Source organism: Kluyvera georgiana ATCC 51603, assembly GCF_001654985.1.
GTDB classification, from domain to species: domain Bacteria; phylum Pseudomonadota; class Gammaproteobacteria; order Enterobacterales; family Enterobacteriaceae; genus Kluyvera; species Kluyvera georgiana.
In genome coordinates this window covers 17,776-34,950 of record NZ_LXEU01000063.1, presented here as the reverse complement: position 1 = coordinate 34,950, position 17,175 = coordinate 17,776, and the positions used below count along the sequence as shown (strand labels likewise).

Genomic DNA, 17,175 nt, shown 5'->3' with positions numbered 1-17,175 from the left:
AGGCTCCTACAACAGAATGTCGGCAGACTTGCCGAGCAGCCAGATAACGGCAACCAGCAGCACCACACCCACCACCACAATGGCCCCGAATTTGGTCCAGGTGGCTTTCTCATTGCGGACTTCGGTGAAGGTGTGCAGGGCGGCAATGGCAACGTTGATAAAGGCAACGGCCGCCACGACCAGCCCCCCGATAACAATGCCGTCCTGCAGGTAGCCCTTGATTTGTCCGGACAGCCCGCTTCCGCCTCCGGATTCAGGCGCTTCAACGCTTGGCAAGTCCGCAAAGGCCGGTTTGCAGGTGAGCCAGCCCAGGAGGGCAAGCGTACCGGCGCGGGTCAGCGTACGACTGGCGAGACGGCGCAGGCGGGCAACAACAGACTCAGAATGGTGCATGGAATTCATCTCCTGACTTAACGTTCATAATCGGGTTAACTGGCAAACATCCAGATACACACAAGCAACAGCAGCACGGTGCGGACGGCAAAACGCCCCAGGGCCGCGTCCCGCACTTTGGTGTTACTCCAGCCGGTCCAGACATCCGACAGCGCCCACGCGGCCCATAAAAAAAGAAATGCCAGCAGTGCCCCGATGCAGAGCAGATGAAGGATGTTCACATCAAGACTGCCGGAGCCGGCTTTAAACGCGTTCGTTTGTTCGGATGTCATGGGCATCAGGGCCGCTCCCGCCGGTAATTACCGGCCACATAAGACGGGTCACGCGGTTGCGCGCGGGAGGGCTCCAGATAGCGGTCAATGCCGCTGCGGATGGTGTTGAGATCGGATGTGGCCTGACGGTAATCAAAGAAAAAGCGGCCACGGTCAGCCGGGTCGGCCTGTGCAGCCGCCACGCGGGCCCGTTCAAGCGACGCCTGAACCTGGTCCAGCTGACGCTGAACAGACGCAAGCTCGTCTTTCTCGGATGCCTGTGCAGCAGCTGATGCCAGAAAGGTCAGCAATACCAGGCCAGTGATGCCCGGGACACGACGGTTGCGCCGCATGGCCGGACGATTTGAGTTCATACGCACCTCCAGAAGGATTAAGGGGTGCGGACAGGATGCGGAAGAGGGAGCGTCGGGTCAGCGATAAACCCTAAACAGGAATTTCAAAATTAATTGCAGGTCAGTGCCGGTGGCAGGTTTAGCTGTAAATAAAGGTTCATTGTGATATTAAGAAAACTCAACGGTAAACAGAGGGAAAATGAAAATGATGAAGACTGTTCTGAAGGCCACGTTAATCACTGCACTGATTACCGGCCCTGTTCTTGCGGCCGACGGTACTGGCAAAGTCCAACTTTCAGACCTGCATTTCGCCACAGCAGCAAATGGTTTGCAGCAAATTGAAGGCACGGGAACAAACGTGTCAGGTGGGCCTGTGAAGACTGTAATTGTCAAATTCAACTTGCTTCAGAATGGGGCAGTAATAGGAAATACGGCAGCGATGGCTGAAAATCTGGAGCCGGGTCAGCAATGGAAGCTACAGGCACCCTACGACAGCATAACCAACAAGCCAGACAGCTTCAAAGTGACAGAACTGACGGTATTTAATAACTGACACTGACGCGCCAGTAACAGTGGTTTCATGGCTTGTCTGCTGACGGCAGGCGCGCAAAACAAGTTTTGCACGCCTCCGTCCAGCCCTGATTTAAAGATACTTCTTGAATGAGGCAGTGGTCACGGTCACGGCGATACCCAACAGGACAGCCGCCGGCAACAACAGCAGATTGGGGTAGACTGCAGTGGGCCAGGAAAGGTACAGCATGGCGGGCACCACGGCTGCCGGTTTGACCAGTTTCTTGGCATGGTGATAGACAAAAGAACTTTCATACCCCGCCCCGTAACGCCGCAGATCACGCCGCCCCAGCCCCTCAACCAGGGCCACCACCACGACCAGCACAAACAGCGGGACGGACAGCACCAGGATGGTGACGCGTACCAGTGTGATAATGCTTATCCATACCGTGGCCAGCAGGTATTCACGCAGGTAGCCGGCAAGCCAGCCGCTCCAGCTGTTGATTTCCCGCGTGACTGCATTGTCACTGTGCATCTGGTGCGCATACTGCTGCCGGACCCAGTCAAGGAAGCCACTGTCCACAAAGGCCCACTGATACGCGGTGCTAACCCAGCGCACAACCGTCACCGATGGCTCAGACAGCAGCAGGCTGCGGGTGAACTCTGTGGACAGCCACCCCAGCTCGGTGTTCATGACCGCTTCACTGTGCGCCGCCCCGGCTTCCGGCCAGAAGAAGGCGATGCCGATATATTCAATCAGCAGGCTCAGCAGCAGCGAGGACAGCACCACGCCCACCAGGGCCCATGGCCAGCCCCAGAGCAGATTATACAGAATGCCGTGCTTGCGTTCCGGCAGCGTCTGCTGCTGTGGGGGACGTTTTACCTCAGCCATTCGCCCCTCCTGTGACCGGCACGTTCAGGGCCGGGCCGTCCCGCCACCAGGATTCGCCGCTGTGATAGCTGCGCCGCATCTCCTCCGCTATTTTCTCAATACTTTCCGGCATCAGCACATCATCAGCATCCCCGGCAGGCAGCGGCATGCGGATTTTCCACAGTTGCCCTCCTTCCAGCAGGGCAAACGCCTGCCCTTTTGGTAGTGTCACGATATCGGCCGGCTCCAGTAGTGGGACTTTTACCGTCCCGACGCGGTCCTGGGTGCTTGAGGTGAAGTCCTGGTCTGCATTGACATCCGCCGTGTCCTGGTGCCCGGAGACCAGCGTTTTGGTGTAAATCTCCACCTGCGGCAGCTGCGTGGTCAGCAACTCGGCGGTGCGGTTCTCCCTGACGCGCAGCATAATCAGGTTGTTAAAGTTACCCTGTACCTGGGCCGTCTTGGCCGCATTCCCGATGCGTGCCTCAATATCAGAAGACGTCTGGGTATAGGCCGTCACCTGCATGCCGGCACCGCCCCCTTTGTTGATGAGAGGAATAAACTCATACCCCATCAGCTCGTTAAACTCATCGCAGTGCAGGTTAATCAGGGACTTCCCTTCTTTCCCGCCCGGCAGGCCCGCATTGATACCGTGTTTATAAATGTGCCCGGCCACACTCACCAGATCGGCGAACATGGAGTTACCGACCGCGCTCGCCACTTCACTGTCACTGAGCGCATCGAGCCCCACATACACCACGGCTTTTTTACGGATGATCTGTTCCCAGTCAAAAATCGGCCGCGTGTCGTCAATGTCCTGATAATCCGGCGACAGCAGCTCGGCGGTCTTGCCGGTGGTCAGTTTTTCCAGCAGCGGCAGCAGCGACGCCACGATTTTGTCAAAGTAAGTACGGTCATAACGTACCGCTGACCGCAGCCCGTCAAGGATGGGATCATAGAGTTTTTTACCCTCTTCTGAACTCAGGGCAACCTCAATGGCCCAGATACGTAAGGCATCCGGCTGACCCTGCATGTTACGGGGCACGTCGTCCTCTCCCAGCACCTGCTGATTATTCTCAATCTGCGTCTGCAGAGCCGGCAGCTGCGCCTGGATGATTTTTTCCGCATAGCGGATATAGAGATCGGCGATATTGTTCACGTAGCGCATGATCAGCGTGTAGTCAGGGCGCTCACCCAGGGCGACCAGCGCACGGGCGATGATGTTGACGAACCGCCAGGCAAATTCGCGAAATGCCGCGCTGTTCCCCTCACCCGACAGCTGACCGGCCACGCGGGACGCCACCTCTGACACGCGACCAAAACGCCCGACGGCATTATAACGGGCTGAAATTTCAGGCCAGCCAAGATGAAAAATATACAGCTTGTCCCCGCGTCCAGCCCGGTGGGCCTCTGCCCAGACGCGTTTCATCAGGTCTGCGTCGCCTTTCGGATCAAACACGATGGTGACTTCACCCCGCCGGATATCCTGGGTGACCAGCAGCTCTGCCAGCCGGGTCTTCCCGACGCGCGTGGTGCCGTACACCACCGTATGGCCAACGCGCTCCCCCAGAGCCAGGGTGACGTCTTTTTCGTCGGGCTCGATGCCGTGCAGCGCCGGATTGCCGCCCACCGGTGGTAATGGCCGCACCGGGTTCAGCGGCGTATCGGCACTCAGCAGCTTACCCAGCCAGGGCAGACGGTGCTCTGTCATCATTTCGAGCTGACGCGCCCCCAGGTAAAAGCGGTTTGGCTGCAGGTAACGGGCCACTTCAGGGCGCAACGTATCCTGCAGCCGCTGGGTGTGTTTCTGCGTCCAGCGGAACCCCCGGCCTAGAAACAGGCGACGATGACTGACGGGGATCTGTTTAGTACTCATGACATAGCGCGGCAGGCGGCGGAGATTCCGGCGGTAGCGAATAATCTTCATCCCCTGATGCGTGCGGGTGACGGCCAGCGCCGCAAACCCGGCTGCGGTGACATAGCTGACAGACGGAGCCAGAGCGACAGCCCAGGGTGCCTGCACACAGACATACGCCGCCATGCCCGATACCACGGCGGTATTCAGCTCAACGGCCGGACGCAGCAGGGCCTCAATGACGTAACGGTTACTCATCGTCTGCCTCCTTTATAATTTTACCGTCGGCTATACGGATATACGTTCCCCTCCCGGCACCGGCTTCCCTGCAGGAAAGGGAGTGGTAACGCAGGGCATCCGCCAGTAAGCGCCAGAGCACATACAGAACATTCGACAGGATGAAAAAAATGATCCATACAGCCCGCAATGACAGCAGGTAATTGTTCGCCGCGGTTTCTGTGGAGACGGCAGTGACGGTACAGGCTGCCGGCTTTGCATCAGGCGGAGCCGCATTATCAGGCGCCGGGCATTCCTCCCACATGTAATGTCCGGGCGGCGCGGTGCGCCATGCCGTTGCCTCCTTCTGCAACTGGTCGTTCAGGTCACTGACCGGATGGCCGAAAACAAGCCAGGCGAGCAGGTAGACACCGCCGAAAGCGGCAGGCACGAAAACGGCATGACGGAATAAACAGAACACAAGCCACAACGCGTAACGCAGGCTGTTCAGGAAGATGTGCATAAAAGATTCCTCAGAGATACTGCCGGACGTCCTGACCGGCGAGAATGGCCAGCAGGCGTTGCCCGCTGATGATGCGCAGACGCGGTGACGCCGTGCGAATGGTGCGGCTCATTTTTCCGGTACGGCCCGTGTGGATAAACAGCCCCCGGCGGCCGGACTGCAGGAGAAGCCGGTCGAAGTCCTCAACATGTGCGGGGGAAACAGCACGACTGTACCGTTTGGCCTGGATAAGCCAGTGCTCACCGTCAATGATGACCTGACCATCAAGGCCGCCGTCACCGCTGTAGGAGGCATTGCGCACCACGGTCAGCCCCTGGCGTTCAAAGGCAGAGAGCAACAGCTCTTCAAAGACATAGGGACTGACTTTGCGCAGATAGCTCAGACGCTGCCCGTCTCCCGGCAGGCGGGTCAGTTTATCCAGTACCCGCCCCGCCGTTGCCCGGTATCGCCGGTGACGGCGGGTGCTGGCTTTCTCCCGCCGACGCAGGTTCAGAAAGGCCATCACCACCAGGAAAAGGACAACCAGTATGACCGCCCCGTAAGGGTGCGCCATCAGCAGACCGTTGATATCTGGCGCGCTCATCACGGCTTAACCTGCTGCGTCAGGCCGGTATCGGTGATGAGTACCGGATAATGCGCAATCTGCAGGCGACGGGCCAGTTCGCTGCCGGAAGCCGGGGCCAGGCTGACACCGGGTGCCAGCTCGCGCAGCTCGCGCACGGTATCCATGTCTGTGACGTTGACTATCATCCCGGCCGCATGCTGTTCAGCCAGCGCGCCGGCATTGGCTTTCAGCCATTCACGGGACAGAGCATCATCCCCGATCAGAAACAACGCCCCAATGCCGGGCAACTGCAGCGGCCGGTCTGCTGTATTCCCCGGGCTCAGTTCAGGTGTGTTAACGGGTAACATACCCGCCATCCCGTCAGCCAGCGGAACACCGTGGTCCGGCTGGCGTGAAGGCTGTACGTCACTGACGCCGGGCATGCCGGGCTGTTTATTAACGGCCTCAAAATACGGCGCAGCATCTTCACCGCCCAGATCAGCAATCACATTCAGTTCAGCATGGCCGGTCAGGGGAAGGAGGGTAAACAGCAGTAAGGACAGCGTTTTCATCAGGGTTATCTCCCGGGTTCAGTCCAGACGAAGCCTGGATCGGGGGTGAGCGCAGCAACCGAGCGGGGCGCTTCAGCTGCCGGCGCAGAAATGCGGGGTGCAGGGCTGATTTTTGCCAGATGCCCTCTCACAATGGCGCGGTAACGTGCAGCAGGCTGACCACCTGCGGGATGGTGGTAGCAGCCGGCCGCATCCAGCCAGCTGCCTGGCTTACGCGCCCAGCACTCACGCAGAATGGTGGCGGCGGCGTTCAGGTTGGTGTAAGGGTCAAACGCATCCCACGTCGAGGCAAAATGATGACCGTTCCAGCCCAGATTGACCTGGGCAATACCGACATCGATGCGCTTAAGCGGGTGACGCTTCATAAAGACCTGCAGCGCCTGCCAGGCCTGCAGGCGCGTCTCATAGCGATACCCTTTGCCTGCCACATTGATGGTCCAGGGCCATGGCCGTATTCCGCGGGGAAGTTTGCGCGAAGACTCGCTCAGTGATACCGAGTAAAGCGCTTCGGGGGGCACGCCGTGCGCCATGGCCACGCGGACGTAACCCTCCGGCACCGTCTGGTCAGCATGGCCGTCAGGGACGGCCGCCATCAGTAAGCCCAGCGCCAGCGCGCCGGTCAGAATGCTGCGATTGCCCATTTACCGTCTCCCGCCTGCTGCAGTAAAACCGGCATCAGGCCGTTACCAAAGCGCATCCACCGGCCGCCGTCGTGGTTAAGCGTGATCTGGCGCTTGCGGACCTTTTCCACGGGAATGTGATGGTCCCGCGCCCAGCTGCGAAGCGCATCATCACTGCCCTGGCTGTCGACCAGATAGATGTCCACCGGCCGGTTGTCAGCCAGCACGGCAGACAGTTTCGCGTCGCAGGTTGCGCAGTCTTTTGACCTGACGAACAGTGCCAGCCGGCCGCCACTGTCGTGCGCCACGCCGGAGGCGTTCCCCATATTGACCGGCAGTGTGCCCGGATACAGGCGCTGCCAGGCCGCGTTCACCTCACGCTGGAAATCAAGCTCTTTCTGGGTGCGGGCAAACTCTTCCTTCACCCACTTTTCAGCAAACTTACGGCGCTCTGCCGGCGTCTGCGCCTCGATACCGAGGGTGGAAAGCGGATCGAGACCCGGCGACTGGGTACCCCGGGGTCCCTTCATCAGCTGCTGATAACGCTGATAATCGTCGGCACTGAGTCCCCACTGACCGGCCTGCTGCTGCAGGTTTTGCTGTGCGGAGTCCGCCCGTTGTGTTGATTCCTGTCGGCTGACATCCGTCTGTCCTGATGTGGTCGCGGCCAGGGTCAGGGGACTCAGCAGCATGGCGGCTAAAAAGGTGTGTTTCAGTTTCATCATTCGCTCCGTTATTCTGCTCTGAGCACGGTCAGGCGGCCGTTAACCCGAAACGTCGCCTCACCATAACCGGCACTGACCAGCGTCCAGCCGGCAACGGTTTCGCCCTCTCCGACCAGGGCCACCTGCGACAGGCTGCTGTAGCCCCGGGGCGCGATGGCAGCCCAGGACTCTGCCCCCCGCTTCTCCACGCCCGTCAGCACAAAAGGCGCATTGCGGGCCACGCGAAGGGACGGAGCAGCACGACGTGTGTCAGCGGGACGGGGCTTTTTTGCAGCAGGCGCGTTTTTTTTGACCGGTGCGGCGACAGGTGCGGCGGGTGCGGGTGCCGGCTGTGATTTCAGCGCTGTCAGCTGCTCAGTCAGCGCACTCAGGCGGGTTTCCAGCCCCTGCTGGGCGTCCTGAAGGGTTCGCAATGACTGACGCACGGCGTCGTCGCTGCCGGCCTGTTTCGCAGCAGCGCTCAGCTCCTGCTGCATCTCACCAAGTTTTTTCCGGGTATCCTGCAGGCCGGTTTTGAGCGTGGTCACATCTGACTGCAGGGCCGCGACTGTCTCAACAGTGGCCGCTGTACTGCCCTGAGATTCAAGGCGTGCAAGGCGTTCATCAAGGTTCGATATGCCCAGACTGAAGGCGGTGTAGCCCAGCGCCAGAATGCCGGCCAGCGCCACACCGCTGGCAGCGCCCCAGATGAGGCGGCAGCGGGGACGCCAGCTGAATCTTTTACGAGCCGGAGCGGGGTCAGTATGGAATGGTTGCTGTTCGCTCATTTTCTCAGAAACCCTCCGCTGACAGGTTTAACGGGTACTGACTGAGGGGCGCTGATGGCCGGTTGTGACACGGCGGACGGCGCAGGCGTGGACCAGCTGCTGACCGGCGGCGGAAGCTGGGAGACCGGCAGCTGGTAGCCGTCGCGCAGGCTGTGGCAGACCACACGCTGTACATCATCCACCTCAAGCTGCCAGGCCGGACCGGCCAGGACCTGCAGGGCAGTACGCAGGCGCATCGGGCCCAGCTGGTACTGAACCGCCGGCAATGCCTGGCGGTAAAGCACGCCGTTGGCGGAGCCTGTCGCGCACAGGGAATAACCGGACTGGCGCAGGGCGTAACGCAGCGCATCCGCCACGGTAGGATGCAGGGATGACGGGATACGGATATCAATAATCTGGGAGAGAGGGTCACGCTGGGCCGCCTGCGGATCGGTGCTGACCAGCAGATAACGATCGTAGCGCACCACTTCCGGCGTCCGCGCATACTCGTCCGGAGAGACCGGCTGAACGTTGCGGGTGACGGTGGTGCCGGGTGTCGGGTCGGCAGGCGCACGCTGTTGCAACTTTTGCGGCTGGGAAACACAGCCCGCAAGGAGCAGCAGGGGAAGAACAGTGGCAAGCCTGCCTGGTGAAAATACGTTGTGAGAGGTGTTACGTTTCATCCGGAATTTTCCTGTACAGTGATAAAACAGCCCTCACTGTGCGGAATCGGTCCGGTTTCACTCAATTAACAACTGATTTTCCGTTGATGAAAAAAAACGCCACCCGAAAGGATGGCGTTGCGGTGAAACAGACAGTAATCAGTCCGGGTAAAACTCGTTACTGAGAATAGTATCTGTTGTCCAGATGCTGTCTTCAGGAAAGATATCCAGACCTATGCCGGTTTCTTTGGAAGCATCGGCGCGGGCGTCAAACCACACATCCGCAAGCCATTCAGGATCAGAAAACGCGCTTTTCAGGCTCGGCGTCTTGTTCAGACGTCGTACAATCAAATCACGCTGACCTTTAATGGTTAACTCCCAGCTTTTACCTCGATGGGTTGGCTGAAACTTCCATTTAAGAAGGTGGGCCAGTAAGACAGCCATACGGCTGGCCAGCTCACGCTTTTCACTTTTGCCCACGTCTTCAATCTCCTCGGCGATGTTCTCAATATCAATCTGACTGAGCTTTCCGGCACGCAGTAAAGCTGCCTGTTCACTGGCCCAGGCAACAACGTCTGAATCGTAACGTGCTCCCATACAAGCCTCCGTTAGTCAAAAAGTGAAGAAACCGCCAGAACAGATATGCTCCGGGGATAACATAAGATGCAACATAAAAAGTTGCTTCCTGAAGTTTGTCAGAGACAGTCATAACAGTCAAAGCTCCATTAATTCAGAGGGCGTGAATTGCCACTCTGGAACAGTCATACCCGAATCCAATGAACGGTATATCGTCATCGAAGTCCATCGGTGGCGCACCGGCACTGCTGCCGGAGGCCTGGCCACTGTGAGTCGGTCCTGAAGGTTGCTGAGGCTGCCCCCAGTCATTCCGGGAAGACGTATTCTGTCCGCTGCCGGACTGGCGGCCGCCAAGCATCTGCATGGTGCCACCAATATTGACCACCACCTCTGTGGTGTATTTCTCCTGGCCGGCCTGATCGGTCCATTTGCGTGTGCGCAGCTGACCCTCGATGTAAACCTGGGAGCCTTTGCGCAGATATTCACCCGCAATTTCTGCCAGCTTGCCGAAAATAACCACCCTGTGCCATTCGGTCACTTCTTTCTGTTCGCCGGACTGCTTATCGCGCCAGCTCTCAGACGTGGCCAGAGAAAGGGTGGCAACTGCACTGCCGTTGGGAATATAACGAACTTCAGGATCCTGGCCGAGGTTTCCGACAAGGATAACCTTGTTAACGCCGCGTGAGGACATAATCATTTCTCCTGTAAGGAATAAAGAAACACCCCGCGAACGGGGTGTGTCAGGTGCGCATCAGAATGAGTTTTCTGCGTAGTTTTGTTGTGCGGCAGAGCCATTCTGCGGCGGCACGGAGTCAGATTTTTCAGTCTTGTAAACCATTTCCTGGCCTATTTTGATCCAGTCCACCTTTATCAGGCGGGCTTTCAGACTGACGCGCTGTTCGCCGGCATGGTCGCCTTTGTTCAGCGTAAATATGTCCGTGGACGGGTTACTCAGGTTAAAGCCCAACAGGACTTTCTTGTCTTCATCGACGGCTTTCTGGCAGCGGGCGATAAGGCTGGTTGCCTCTTTACCTGCGACAGAAATGTCAAAACGGACGTAGGCCGGATTATCAGTCGGACCACTCAGTGCATTTATTACGCAGCTGAGGAACGAGCCATTCTGATGGTTAACCTGGCGGATGTTGCTGAGATACCCGATGCCTTTGATAGTCAGGTTGAAGTACTCAGATTTTGCAGATGCAGAAGTATTGTTTGCAGACATGATGTTTTCTCCATGGAGGTAAAAAAAGGTACGGCGGAGAAACCATCTGCCCTGACGGGAGTGGTTTCCCGTCGGGGGTCAGGATCGGTTGAATCCTGAGAGTCTGGTATGTTGAAAGGACCTCAATCACTGTGCAGTGATATCCGTTTCCAGAGGTTAAACGGATTTACCACCCGAAGGTATCCTCTCTCAGGCTGCGAGGATTTTCCGGTCACCCGAAGGTGTTTCTCTCAGACCGGTGAAACGTTAGCTGGCAGTCACCCTAAGGCGTTTCTCTCAGACTGCTGAAACTTTAGCTGGCTGTGAAAAACAGCGGTAAGCACTGTTGATTTTTAAACCAAACAAGCCTGGTGTCAACCCATAAAACCAGAAATGAAAACGGCGCTGCATATGCAACGCCGTGGGGGCTGTACCAGACCTTAATGTATCTCACTACTCCGGGGATCCGTTCCCGACGCGATTTTCACGGAGCGCATGCGTCTTACAGTTCCTGCCAGATGTGCGATGGCAGACCGTCGTGCCGGTTGCCAGATTAATCCCGTTAAAGTTAAGCTGGCTGCCTCCGGCAAAGGGGTACATATCGAAGCGTAGTCACATTAGCAGAACCCGGCCCGGGGTTGTACAGTGAAATAACTCATCACTGTGCGGATGATTCTGTTTTTGTCCCTGATGCTGCTTTTTTGCGCTTTGTGGTCTTTTTCCCGTTGGTGTTAATAATACCTTTGCAGTCTGGGTAACGCACGCAACCCCAAAAATCTCCTTTCTTACCTTTGCGTTTACGTGTGGGCCCTTTGCATAACGGACAAGGGGGCGTGACGGGAGCGGTGATTTTCACACTGTCCTGGCGGCCTTTTTCGACAAGGTGACGGGTCCACTGCAGCTGCTTTTGCATAAAGACCGCAAGCGACATTTTCCCCTGCGAAATATCATCCAGTGCCTGCTCCCATAATGCGGTCATGCCCGGGCTCGTCAGCGTTTCCGGCAGGGCCGCAATCAGCTCCCGGGCCATCTGCGTTGAGTGGATGTGCTTCCCTTTTTTCTCCAGATAGTGTCGTTTGAAGAGGGTTTCGAGTACTGCCGCACGCGTCGCCTCTGTGCCCAGACCTGCGTTATCACGCAGCACTTTCTTGAGCTTCGGGTCACTGACGAAACTGGCCGCGTTCTTCATGGCAGCAATCAACGTCCCCTCCGTGAACGGTTTAGGCGGACTGGTTTTCATATCTTTAACCTCAGAACCGGTGACAGCGCAAATATCCCCTTTTGCCAGCGCCGGCAGCGCCATACTGTCACCGTCGACGTCCTCTTCATCGTCATCTTTTTCAGCCTGGAACAATGACTTCCAGCCCGTCACCACACCGACTTTCCCGCGTGTACGGAACAGCTGACCACCGATATTGAAAGACGCCTCCGTCACGTCAGATTCCTGCAGCGGAAGGAACTGGGCGAAATAATGCTGGCGAATCAGATGGTAGACCTTCAGCTCATCGGCGCTGAGGCGCGACAAATCAAATGCCTGTCGGGTGGGAATGATGGCATGGTGCGCGGTGATTTTCTTGTCATTCCAGACACGCGAGACAAACTTCCTGTCCAGCTGATTCAGTACCGGGGCCACAGCGGGATCGGATTTTGCCACTGCCGCCAGAACGTCGGGTATTTCCTGCTGCATCGAAGTTGGAAGGAAACCGCAATCTGTCCGGGGGTAGGTGGTCGCTTTGTGGGTTTCGTAGAGGGATTGGGCAATGGCGAGCACATCATTTGCGCCCATGCCGAACTTTCGGGAGCAGACCTGCTGAAGGGTGCCCAGGTCAAAACAGAGGGGGGCCGCCGTTTTTTCCCGCTTCTGTGTTACCTCCAGTACCACAGCCCTGCCCTGCTGCTGACACAACTGCCCCACCGCCCGGGCGGCCTGGGGATTGATGCAACGCTTTTCCTCATCACAGTACTGCTCAACGGGCACCCAGACTGCCCGGAACCGGACGCCCTCTTTTTCAATAAGCGCATGTACCTGCCACCAGGGCTTTGGCACGAAGGATGTGATTTCATTATCCCTGTTAACCACCATAGCAAGCGTCGGCGTCTGTACCCGCCCGACGGACAGCACTTCTGACACCCCTGAGTCACGGGCCTTAAGGGTATAAAGACGCGTCAGGTTCATGCCAATGAGCCAGTCCGCCTGGCTCCTGCCCTTGCCGGCATCATACAGCAGGGCTGTTTTTTCCCCCGGAAGAATACTGCTAAGTGCTTCCTTCACACTGGCCTCATCCAGGGCTGACAACCAGAGCCGGCGTACCGCGCCACTGTAGCGGCAGTATTCCATCAGCTCACGAGCGATCACCTCGCCCTCGCGGTCGGCATCGGTTGCGATGACCACTTCAGACGCCTTTTTGAGCAGCTTACTGATAACGGTGAACTGCGATTTTGTCTGCTCTTTAACGACCATTTTCCAGGCCTCAGGCAGCACAGGCAGAACATCGGCACGCCATGGCCTGCCATACTGCTCGCCATAGGCTTCAGGGCTGGCAGTTTCGAGTAAATGGCCGACCGCCCAGGTCACAACGATGTTACCGCCGCTGATAAATCCCTGCTCACGCTTGCTGATACCCAGCACGCGGGCAATATCCTTTGCCTGGGAGGGTTTTTCACACAGAAAGAGTTGCATGTGTTGCCTCCCGCATCAGCGTTTTTCACCCGCCGCAACAGCGCGGACATCATTCATCAGCTTCGTGACGCCGGACCCGGCCAGACGCTGTGATGATGATGAGCGATAGACAACATAGAGCCTGCTGCCGGACCCGTTTTTCTCGATTTCGATATCCAGGTGATCACGTCCGTTCCAGTCGGAGCCCATTTTGTAGTAGCTGCCCGGCATGGCGTCCCAGACGGGATGCGCATCATCTTCTGCCGCCGCTTTCCAGTCCCCGTCATTTGCGGCCTGCCGCAGTGCCTCAAGCTCCTGTGTGGAGATAAATTTGTAATGGCGCTTCAGGCGGGCCGCCGCGGTATCCACATCGACCGGCACGGAGAACGTTTTATCGACGGACTGCATGGCCTGTTGCCCCGCCGGGCTCATCAGCGGCATCCCGCCACTTTCTCCGCTGTCGTTGCCGCCTAACGTTTTTGTCAGGTTCGCAGCGGTATCGCTGACCTGTTTATTAATCGCAGCCCAGTCCGTTGTTGCGCATCCGCTCAGTAAAAAGAAGGAGGTGAGGAGGAACACAGGGCGAATCATATTATTTCTCCTCCTGAACGGCTTTTCTCAGAGGTGGAGAAAAGGAAGAGCGTTTCTTACCAGTAAGAATGTCAGTATCGGGCATGCCCAGTTTTTCTATTGCCTGTTGTGCTTCTTTAGTCTGGATTGCTATGTCAGCACGGTTAACCTTGACGGTTCGATAAAGGCGTAGCACACCATATACTTTTCTGATTAAGTGAGCGCAATGGCTCAGTAGTTCATCGCGACGGTTGCGGGATATGAGACCGTAATGAGCCGCCTGGAATGCTTTAAGGGCCATCTGGTCATATCCGACGAGTACCCATACACATCTGTAACCCAGCGGAGAACGACTGTATACGCCTATATTAAGTGGAGACGAGGAGGCAATGTCAGAAAATGAAACAGCAGGGGGAACTGATTTCAATATGACCTCAAGTTCTTCTACCCGGCTTTTGATATGTTCTCCAGCTTCATTCAAAAGCGTTTCAACCCTGAACATCGCCTCATCTGCCCATGGGTTATCTGCCAGGGAATCCTGATAAATAATTCCTGAGCGCTTAATAGCCTGGGGCATACTCATGATGGCATGCTTAACTTTCTTTACACCCTCCTTCGCCTGAGCCTGCGGGCGGCCTTCCCAGAGACGGATAGCATAGTTTGAGTGGATCTCGATTTTCAGGGAGGATGTGAGTCCGCCCGGTTTATCGCTTCGCGTTTCATTTTCAGTGGTCATGAAATCATCTCCTGTAAGATCCCGGTCAGGTTCGACCTGAGTCAGTGATACTCTTCAGGCAGGAGCTTGGGGACAACTAGAAACCAGATCCCTAATCTCGGAAATTCACTTATATGGCTTCATAGCGGGCTGGCTCAGGGCGTTGAAGTAGTCAGTTATATAGAATGACACCTCAAACTGCTTAAAAATCAAAAGATAAAATCCTTTCATGTTTTACTCAAACCAGACCCATACAGTGCTGTACATTTTTTATCCGCCGCTGCCACTCGCAGCACTGTTTGCTTTTTAACCACTGCTGCCACTCGCAGCACCGATTACTTTTTAACCACTGCTACCACTCGCAGCACCGATTGCTTTTTAACCACTGCTGCCACTCGCAGCGGTGGTTGTTTTTTAACCTCCGGTTCTAGAAGTAGCTATCTATCGTTTAGCTTTCTACGAATATCTCTAACCAAATTTCGTATGTTCTCTTCCGATACAGGATGGACAGAAGAACGTGGTTCTGGCTTCCACAGCTGTTGTTCAGGACGCTGAGCATTTTTTTGCACGGCACTCTCAGGCGAATCATCAGCCTGACGGGGCGCGTATAACCTGCCCTCACGGGCCTTTTTCATTACGGCCAGCAACCAGCCAACCGGGTTGCTGAGCTGCTGGCGTGCCATCACCTTTTGCAGGCTGAGCAGCACAAGTTGTGCCTGTTCTTCAGGCAGCGCCTGCAGCTGGGCGGTCAGCATGGCAATATCTTCTGCCGGCACAAGTTCATGCAAACTGTCGGGAAGCACAGGTTTACCCGGTACGTACGTATTTTTATTCACACTGTGTGTGATACTACGTACGTAATGGTTCGGTTTCCGAACCCGGTCATAACTGCCTGTTTTTACTGGCAGTACGGATTCCGAACTCAGTGAATTGTTGTATCTTTCTGGGCTGAGTTCGGTATCCGAACCCTGTTTTTTAGCGATGATTCCTGGCCGTTTATGACTGAGTTCGGTTTCCGAACCCGGTGCGGGACGGGGTATTCGGTGATGATGTTTCGCCATCTGGCTGGGCGTCTGTGGGCGGTCCAGACGCGATTCGATCAGCGCAAGATGGCTGCGATAATGGCGCATGGTGGGGTCGTTTTTTATATCGTCGAGCACTTCGCGGGCGGTCTGGCTGATAGTCCGGTTTTTACTCAGGCAGGCATCCGCCACCGTATCAAGGAAGCGGGGGTCGAGCGTTTCCGCATCGCTGAACGTCAGGGGCTCATCGTGCTGAGCATAGATATTCCCCCGCACCCGCCCTTTATCATCCCGCACGCGTTTACAGAGGCTGAGCCAGCCGGTTATTCGTAGCATAAGCAGGACGCGGCTTACCGTTTCCCTTGAGGCTTTCCCCTTTCCGGGTGAGGCAAGCTGCAGTTGCAGTTCGTCATAGCTGGGGAAAACTGCCCCCTCATTATTTTGTGCATACAGCCGGATCATCATCCAGCCCATCTTGTCCAGTGGTGACAACCGCGTGTCGAGCAACAGCCGGCGGGGAATGGAATCATGCACATTTCCGGTAAACAGCAGGCCGTTACGTATCCTGCCATCATCCCGCCGGGGTCTGGCCGCAAGGCGGGCATTCATTTTATCCAGCGTATAAGCAATCAGGCTTTCTGCAGGCAGACTCATTATTTTTCCTTTTCGGCCGCCATCACGGCCGTTCTGAACTGTCAGTATGCTTAGTAATGCACCCGCGTACGGGTGCAGGGTAAACAGGCTGTCATGCTGCTATTTCCGTATGGCGCTGTTATAGCGTTCGTGGCTGAGAAGAAGCCATGTCCGGCCTTCGTTGCGACTCAGCAAACGCCAGAACGGGCCGAGATCGATTTTGTAGTAACCGCAGCCTTTCTCATCGAGCCGGGTGTAATTACGCGCCCCCTGCCGGAAACGGCGAACCTGACGTAACGCCTTCTGACAGCATTGCGGCGGCGTACCATGGGGAGCCCGCAGGCCCGGCGCAACCATCCTGTATTTCATGCCGTCTTCCTTACCGGCGTTCGTGCCGGAGAAGGCTGCCGGGTTTTGTGCCAGCCGCGGACGGCATGCCAGACGGACGTCAGCGAGACGTTCATCTGTTCTGCAGCCAGCATCATTACGTCCAGCCCGTCAGCACTTTCCGCATCTTCAACGCCGGACTTTTGCCACTGACGCCACAGGGCGGCGTTTTCCTCATCACCCAGTGCGTTACCGCGCCCCGGCCGGACATCGATACCGGCAATACGACGGCGGGCCGCCACGTCCGTACTGGAGAGCCCGAAGTAATTGGCCATCAGTTCAATGGAGCCGCCCAGCGCCAGCGCCCGATCGATACGCTGGAGTCGTTTCTGTTCCGTCCGGGCCTGCTGCAGCATGCGCACCAGATTGCCGTGATTGATGCCCACACTGATGATCGACACCTCACTGCCGGAAAGGTAGTGAAGCTCTTCGAGCGAGAGCCCCTGCAGCATCTGCATTTCCTCGCGGTTCAGTCCCAGCGATTCGCAGCGGCGCAGATAGCCACTTCTGAGATCCATAACCAGCTGCATCAGCAATCCGTTGGCAGCCTGAGATAAACTGTTCATCATTC

General features: G+C 56.8%; 22 protein-coding genes. 1 reads left to right on the top strand and 21 read right to left on the bottom strand.

What is annotated here, in order from left to right:
* Positions 1-6 precede the first annotated feature (6 nt).
* The 3 genes from M989_RS15470 to M989_RS15460 are packed head-to-tail and all read right to left on the bottom strand — an operon-like array spanning position 7 to position 1,018.
* Positions 7-393 carry a TIGR03745 family integrating conjugative element membrane protein gene (locus M989_RS15470; RefSeq protein ID WP_006785968.1) on the bottom strand — a complete coding sequence of 129 codons (387 nt, stop codon included), beginning with the start codon at positions 391-393 and terminating at the stop codon, positions 7-9.
* Positions 394-428: 35 nt separating this feature from the next.
* Positions 429-671, bottom strand: a complete 243-nt coding sequence (locus tag M989_RS15465; protein ID WP_003029734.1) for a TIGR03758 family integrating conjugative element protein — start codon at positions 669-671, stop codon at positions 429-431.
* Complete coding sequence (locus M989_RS15460) at positions 671-1,018, bottom strand: integrative conjugative element protein, RAQPRD family (RefSeq protein ID WP_006785967.1); 348 nt, start codon at positions 1,016-1,018, stop codon at positions 671-673. The genes M989_RS15465 and M989_RS15460 overlap by 1 nt, the downstream gene beginning before the upstream one ends.
* Positions 1,019-1,202: 184 nt before the next feature.
* Between M989_RS15460 and M989_RS15455 the strand changes: the two genes are divergently transcribed.
* On the top strand, positions 1,203-1,550 hold the full coding sequence (locus tag M989_RS15455; RefSeq protein WP_016808262.1) for an FxLYD domain-containing protein: 348 nt from the start codon (positions 1,203-1,205) through the stop codon (positions 1,548-1,550).
* A 90-nt stretch (positions 1,551-1,640) separates the two neighbouring features.
* Here the strand turns inward: M989_RS15455 and M989_RS15450 are convergent, their stop codons facing one another.
* The 18 genes from M989_RS15450 to M989_RS15365 form a co-directional block, all read right to left on the bottom strand.
* Complete coding sequence (locus tag M989_RS15450) at positions 1,641-2,399, bottom strand: TIGR03747 family integrating conjugative element membrane protein (protein ID WP_006785966.1); 759 nt, start codon at positions 2,397-2,399, stop codon at positions 1,641-1,643.
* Positions 2,392-4,491, bottom strand: a complete 2,100-nt coding sequence (gene traD, locus M989_RS15445; RefSeq protein WP_006785965.1) for a type IV conjugative transfer system coupling protein TraD — start codon at positions 4,489-4,491, stop codon at positions 2,392-2,394. The genes M989_RS15450 and traD overlap by 8 nt, the downstream gene beginning before the upstream one ends.
* Positions 4,484-4,972 (bottom strand): hypothetical protein, encoded by a 489-nt coding sequence (locus M989_RS15440; RefSeq protein WP_006785964.1) that lies wholly within the window; start codon positions 4,970-4,972, stop codon positions 4,484-4,486. The genes traD and M989_RS15440 overlap by 8 nt, the downstream gene beginning before the upstream one ends.
* A 10-nt stretch (positions 4,973-4,982) precedes the next feature.
* Positions 4,983-5,555, bottom strand: a complete 573-nt coding sequence (locus tag M989_RS15435; RefSeq protein WP_006785963.1) for a restriction endonuclease — start codon at positions 5,553-5,555, stop codon at positions 4,983-4,985.
* Complete coding sequence (locus tag M989_RS15430; protein WP_006785962.1) at positions 5,555-6,088, bottom strand: integrating conjugative element protein; 534 nt, start codon at positions 6,086-6,088, stop codon at positions 5,555-5,557. The genes M989_RS15435 and M989_RS15430 overlap by 1 nt, the downstream gene beginning before the upstream one ends.
* Positions 6,089-6,093: 5 nt before the next feature.
* Entirely contained in the window at positions 6,094-6,729 is a 636-nt protein-coding gene (locus M989_RS15425; RefSeq protein ID WP_006785961.1) for a lysozyme family protein, read from the bottom strand.
* A complete protein-coding gene (locus M989_RS15420) occupies positions 6,708-7,430 on the bottom strand; it encodes a TIGR03759 family integrating conjugative element protein (protein ID WP_006785960.1) in 723 nt (240 codons plus the stop codon). The genes M989_RS15425 and M989_RS15420 overlap by 22 nt, the downstream gene beginning before the upstream one ends.
* 11 nt (positions 7,431-7,441) lie before the next feature.
* The gene (locus M989_RS15415) at positions 7,442-8,200 is read right to left on the bottom strand and encodes a hypothetical protein (RefSeq protein ID WP_020899224.1); all 759 of its coding nucleotides are present in this window, start codon (positions 8,198-8,200) and stop codon (positions 7,442-7,444) included.
* Complete coding sequence (gene pilL2, locus M989_RS15410) at positions 8,197-8,862, bottom strand: PFGI-1 class ICE element type IV pilus protein PilL2 (RefSeq protein ID WP_006785957.1); 666 nt, start codon at positions 8,860-8,862, stop codon at positions 8,197-8,199. The genes M989_RS15415 and pilL2 overlap by 4 nt, the downstream gene beginning before the upstream one ends.
* Before the next feature lie 138 nt (positions 8,863-9,000).
* Complete coding sequence (locus tag M989_RS15405) at positions 9,001-9,438, bottom strand: DUF29 domain-containing protein (RefSeq protein ID WP_006785955.1); 438 nt, start codon at positions 9,436-9,438, stop codon at positions 9,001-9,003.
* A gap of 133 nt (positions 9,439-9,571) precedes the next feature.
* Complete coding sequence (locus M989_RS15400) at positions 9,572-10,108, bottom strand: single-stranded DNA-binding protein (RefSeq protein ID WP_006785953.1); 537 nt, start codon at positions 10,106-10,108, stop codon at positions 9,572-9,574.
* A gap of 60 nt (positions 10,109-10,168) precedes the next feature.
* Positions 10,169-10,639 (bottom strand): STY4534 family ICE replication protein, encoded by a 471-nt coding sequence (locus tag M989_RS15395; protein ID WP_006785950.1) that lies wholly within the window; start codon positions 10,637-10,639, stop codon positions 10,169-10,171.
* A 637-nt stretch (positions 10,640-11,276) separates the two neighbouring features.
* A complete protein-coding gene (locus tag M989_RS15390) occupies positions 11,277-13,298 on the bottom strand; it encodes a DNA topoisomerase III (RefSeq protein ID WP_006777725.1) in 2,022 nt (673 codons plus the stop codon).
* Between the two features lie 15 nt (positions 13,299-13,313).
* Positions 13,314-13,868 (bottom strand): hypothetical protein, encoded by a 555-nt coding sequence (locus M989_RS15385; protein ID WP_006777724.1) that lies wholly within the window; start codon positions 13,866-13,868, stop codon positions 13,314-13,316.
* Position 13,869: 1 nt separating this feature from the next.
* Positions 13,870-14,583 (bottom strand): PFL_4669 family integrating conjugative element protein, encoded by a 714-nt coding sequence (locus M989_RS15380; RefSeq protein WP_010615557.1) that lies wholly within the window; start codon positions 14,581-14,583, stop codon positions 13,870-13,872.
* 416 nt (positions 14,584-14,999) lie between these two features.
* Complete coding sequence (locus tag M989_RS15375) at positions 15,000-16,238, bottom strand: STY4528 family pathogenicity island replication protein (protein ID WP_006777723.1); 1,239 nt, start codon at positions 16,236-16,238, stop codon at positions 15,000-15,002.
* Positions 16,239-16,337: 99 nt separating this feature from the next.
* On the bottom strand, positions 16,338-16,586 hold the full coding sequence (locus M989_RS15370) for a ParE family toxin-like protein (RefSeq protein WP_004115572.1): 249 nt from the start codon (positions 16,584-16,586) through the stop codon (positions 16,338-16,340).
* On the bottom strand, positions 16,583-17,173 hold the full coding sequence (locus tag M989_RS15365; RefSeq protein WP_006777722.1) for a DUF2857 domain-containing protein: 591 nt from the start codon (positions 17,171-17,173) through the stop codon (positions 16,583-16,585). The genes M989_RS15370 and M989_RS15365 overlap by 4 nt, the downstream gene beginning before the upstream one ends.
* Positions 17,174-17,175 lie beyond the last annotated feature (2 nt).

Excerpts from the sequence above, each read along its gene's own strand:
- M989_RS15380 (WP_010615557.1), bottom strand. The coding sequence starts at position 14,583 with ATGACCACTGAAAATGAAACGCGAAGCGATAAACCGGGCGGACTCACA.
- M989_RS15430 (WP_006785962.1), bottom strand. The coding sequence starts at position 6,088 with ATGAAAACGCTGTCCTTACTGCTGTTTACCCTCCTTCCCCTGACCGGC.
- M989_RS15370 (WP_004115572.1), bottom strand. The coding sequence starts at position 16,586 with ATGAAATACAGGATGGTTGCGCCGGGCCTGCGGGCTCCCCATGGTACG.
- M989_RS15470 (WP_006785968.1), bottom strand. The coding sequence starts at position 393 with ATGCACCATTCTGAGTCTGTTGTTGCCCGCCTGCGCCGTCTCGCCAGT.
- M989_RS15365 (WP_006777722.1), bottom strand. The coding sequence starts at position 17,173 with ATGATGAACAGTTTATCTCAGGCTGCCAACGGATTGCTGATGCAGCTG.
- pilL2 (WP_006785957.1), bottom strand. The coding sequence starts at position 8,862 with ATGAAACGTAACACCTCTCACAACGTATTTTCACCAGGCAGGCTTGCC.
- M989_RS15460 (WP_006785967.1), bottom strand. The coding sequence starts at position 1,018 with ATGAACTCAAATCGTCCGGCCATGCGGCGCAACCGTCGTGTCCCGGGC.
- M989_RS15385 (WP_006777724.1), bottom strand. The coding sequence starts at position 13,868 with ATGATTCGCCCTGTGTTCCTCCTCACCTCCTTCTTTTTACTGAGCGGA.
- M989_RS15395 (WP_006785950.1), bottom strand. The coding sequence starts at position 10,639 with ATGTCTGCAAACAATACTTCTGCATCTGCAAAATCTGAGTACTTCAAC.
- M989_RS15420 (WP_006785960.1), bottom strand. The coding sequence starts at position 7,430 with ATGAAACTGAAACACACCTTTTTAGCCGCCATGCTGCTGAGTCCCCTG.
- M989_RS15435 (WP_006785963.1), bottom strand. The coding sequence starts at position 5,555 with ATGAGCGCGCCAGATATCAACGGTCTGCTGATGGCGCACCCTTACGGG.
- M989_RS15440 (WP_006785964.1), bottom strand. The coding sequence starts at position 4,972 with ATGCACATCTTCCTGAACAGCCTGCGTTACGCGTTGTGGCTTGTGTTC.
- M989_RS15405 (WP_006785955.1), bottom strand. The coding sequence starts at position 9,438 with ATGGGAGCACGTTACGATTCAGACGTTGTTGCCTGGGCCAGTGAACAG.
- M989_RS15400 (WP_006785953.1), bottom strand. The coding sequence starts at position 10,108 with ATGTCCTCACGCGGCGTTAACAAGGTTATCCTTGTCGGAAACCTCGGC.
- M989_RS15375 (WP_006777723.1), bottom strand. The coding sequence starts at position 16,238 with ATGAGTCTGCCTGCAGAAAGCCTGATTGCTTATACGCTGGATAAAATG.
- M989_RS15390 (WP_006777725.1), bottom strand. The coding sequence starts at position 13,298 with ATGCAACTCTTTCTGTGTGAAAAACCCTCCCAGGCAAAGGATATTGCC.
- traD (WP_006785965.1), bottom strand. The coding sequence starts at position 4,491 with ATGAGTAACCGTTACGTCATTGAGGCCCTGCTGCGTCCGGCCGTTGAG.
- M989_RS15455 (WP_016808262.1), top strand. The coding sequence starts at position 1,203 with ATGATGAAGACTGTTCTGAAGGCCACGTTAATCACTGCACTGATTACC.
- M989_RS15415 (WP_020899224.1), bottom strand. The coding sequence starts at position 8,200 with ATGAGCGAACAGCAACCATTCCATACTGACCCCGCTCCGGCTCGTAAA.
- M989_RS15425 (WP_006785961.1), bottom strand. The coding sequence starts at position 6,729 with ATGGGCAATCGCAGCATTCTGACCGGCGCGCTGGCGCTGGGCTTACTG.
- M989_RS15465 (WP_003029734.1), bottom strand. The coding sequence starts at position 671 with ATGCCCATGACATCCGAACAAACGAACGCGTTTAAAGCCGGCTCCGGC.
- M989_RS15450 (WP_006785966.1), bottom strand. The coding sequence starts at position 2,399 with ATGGCTGAGGTAAAACGTCCCCCACAGCAGCAGACGCTGCCGGAACGC.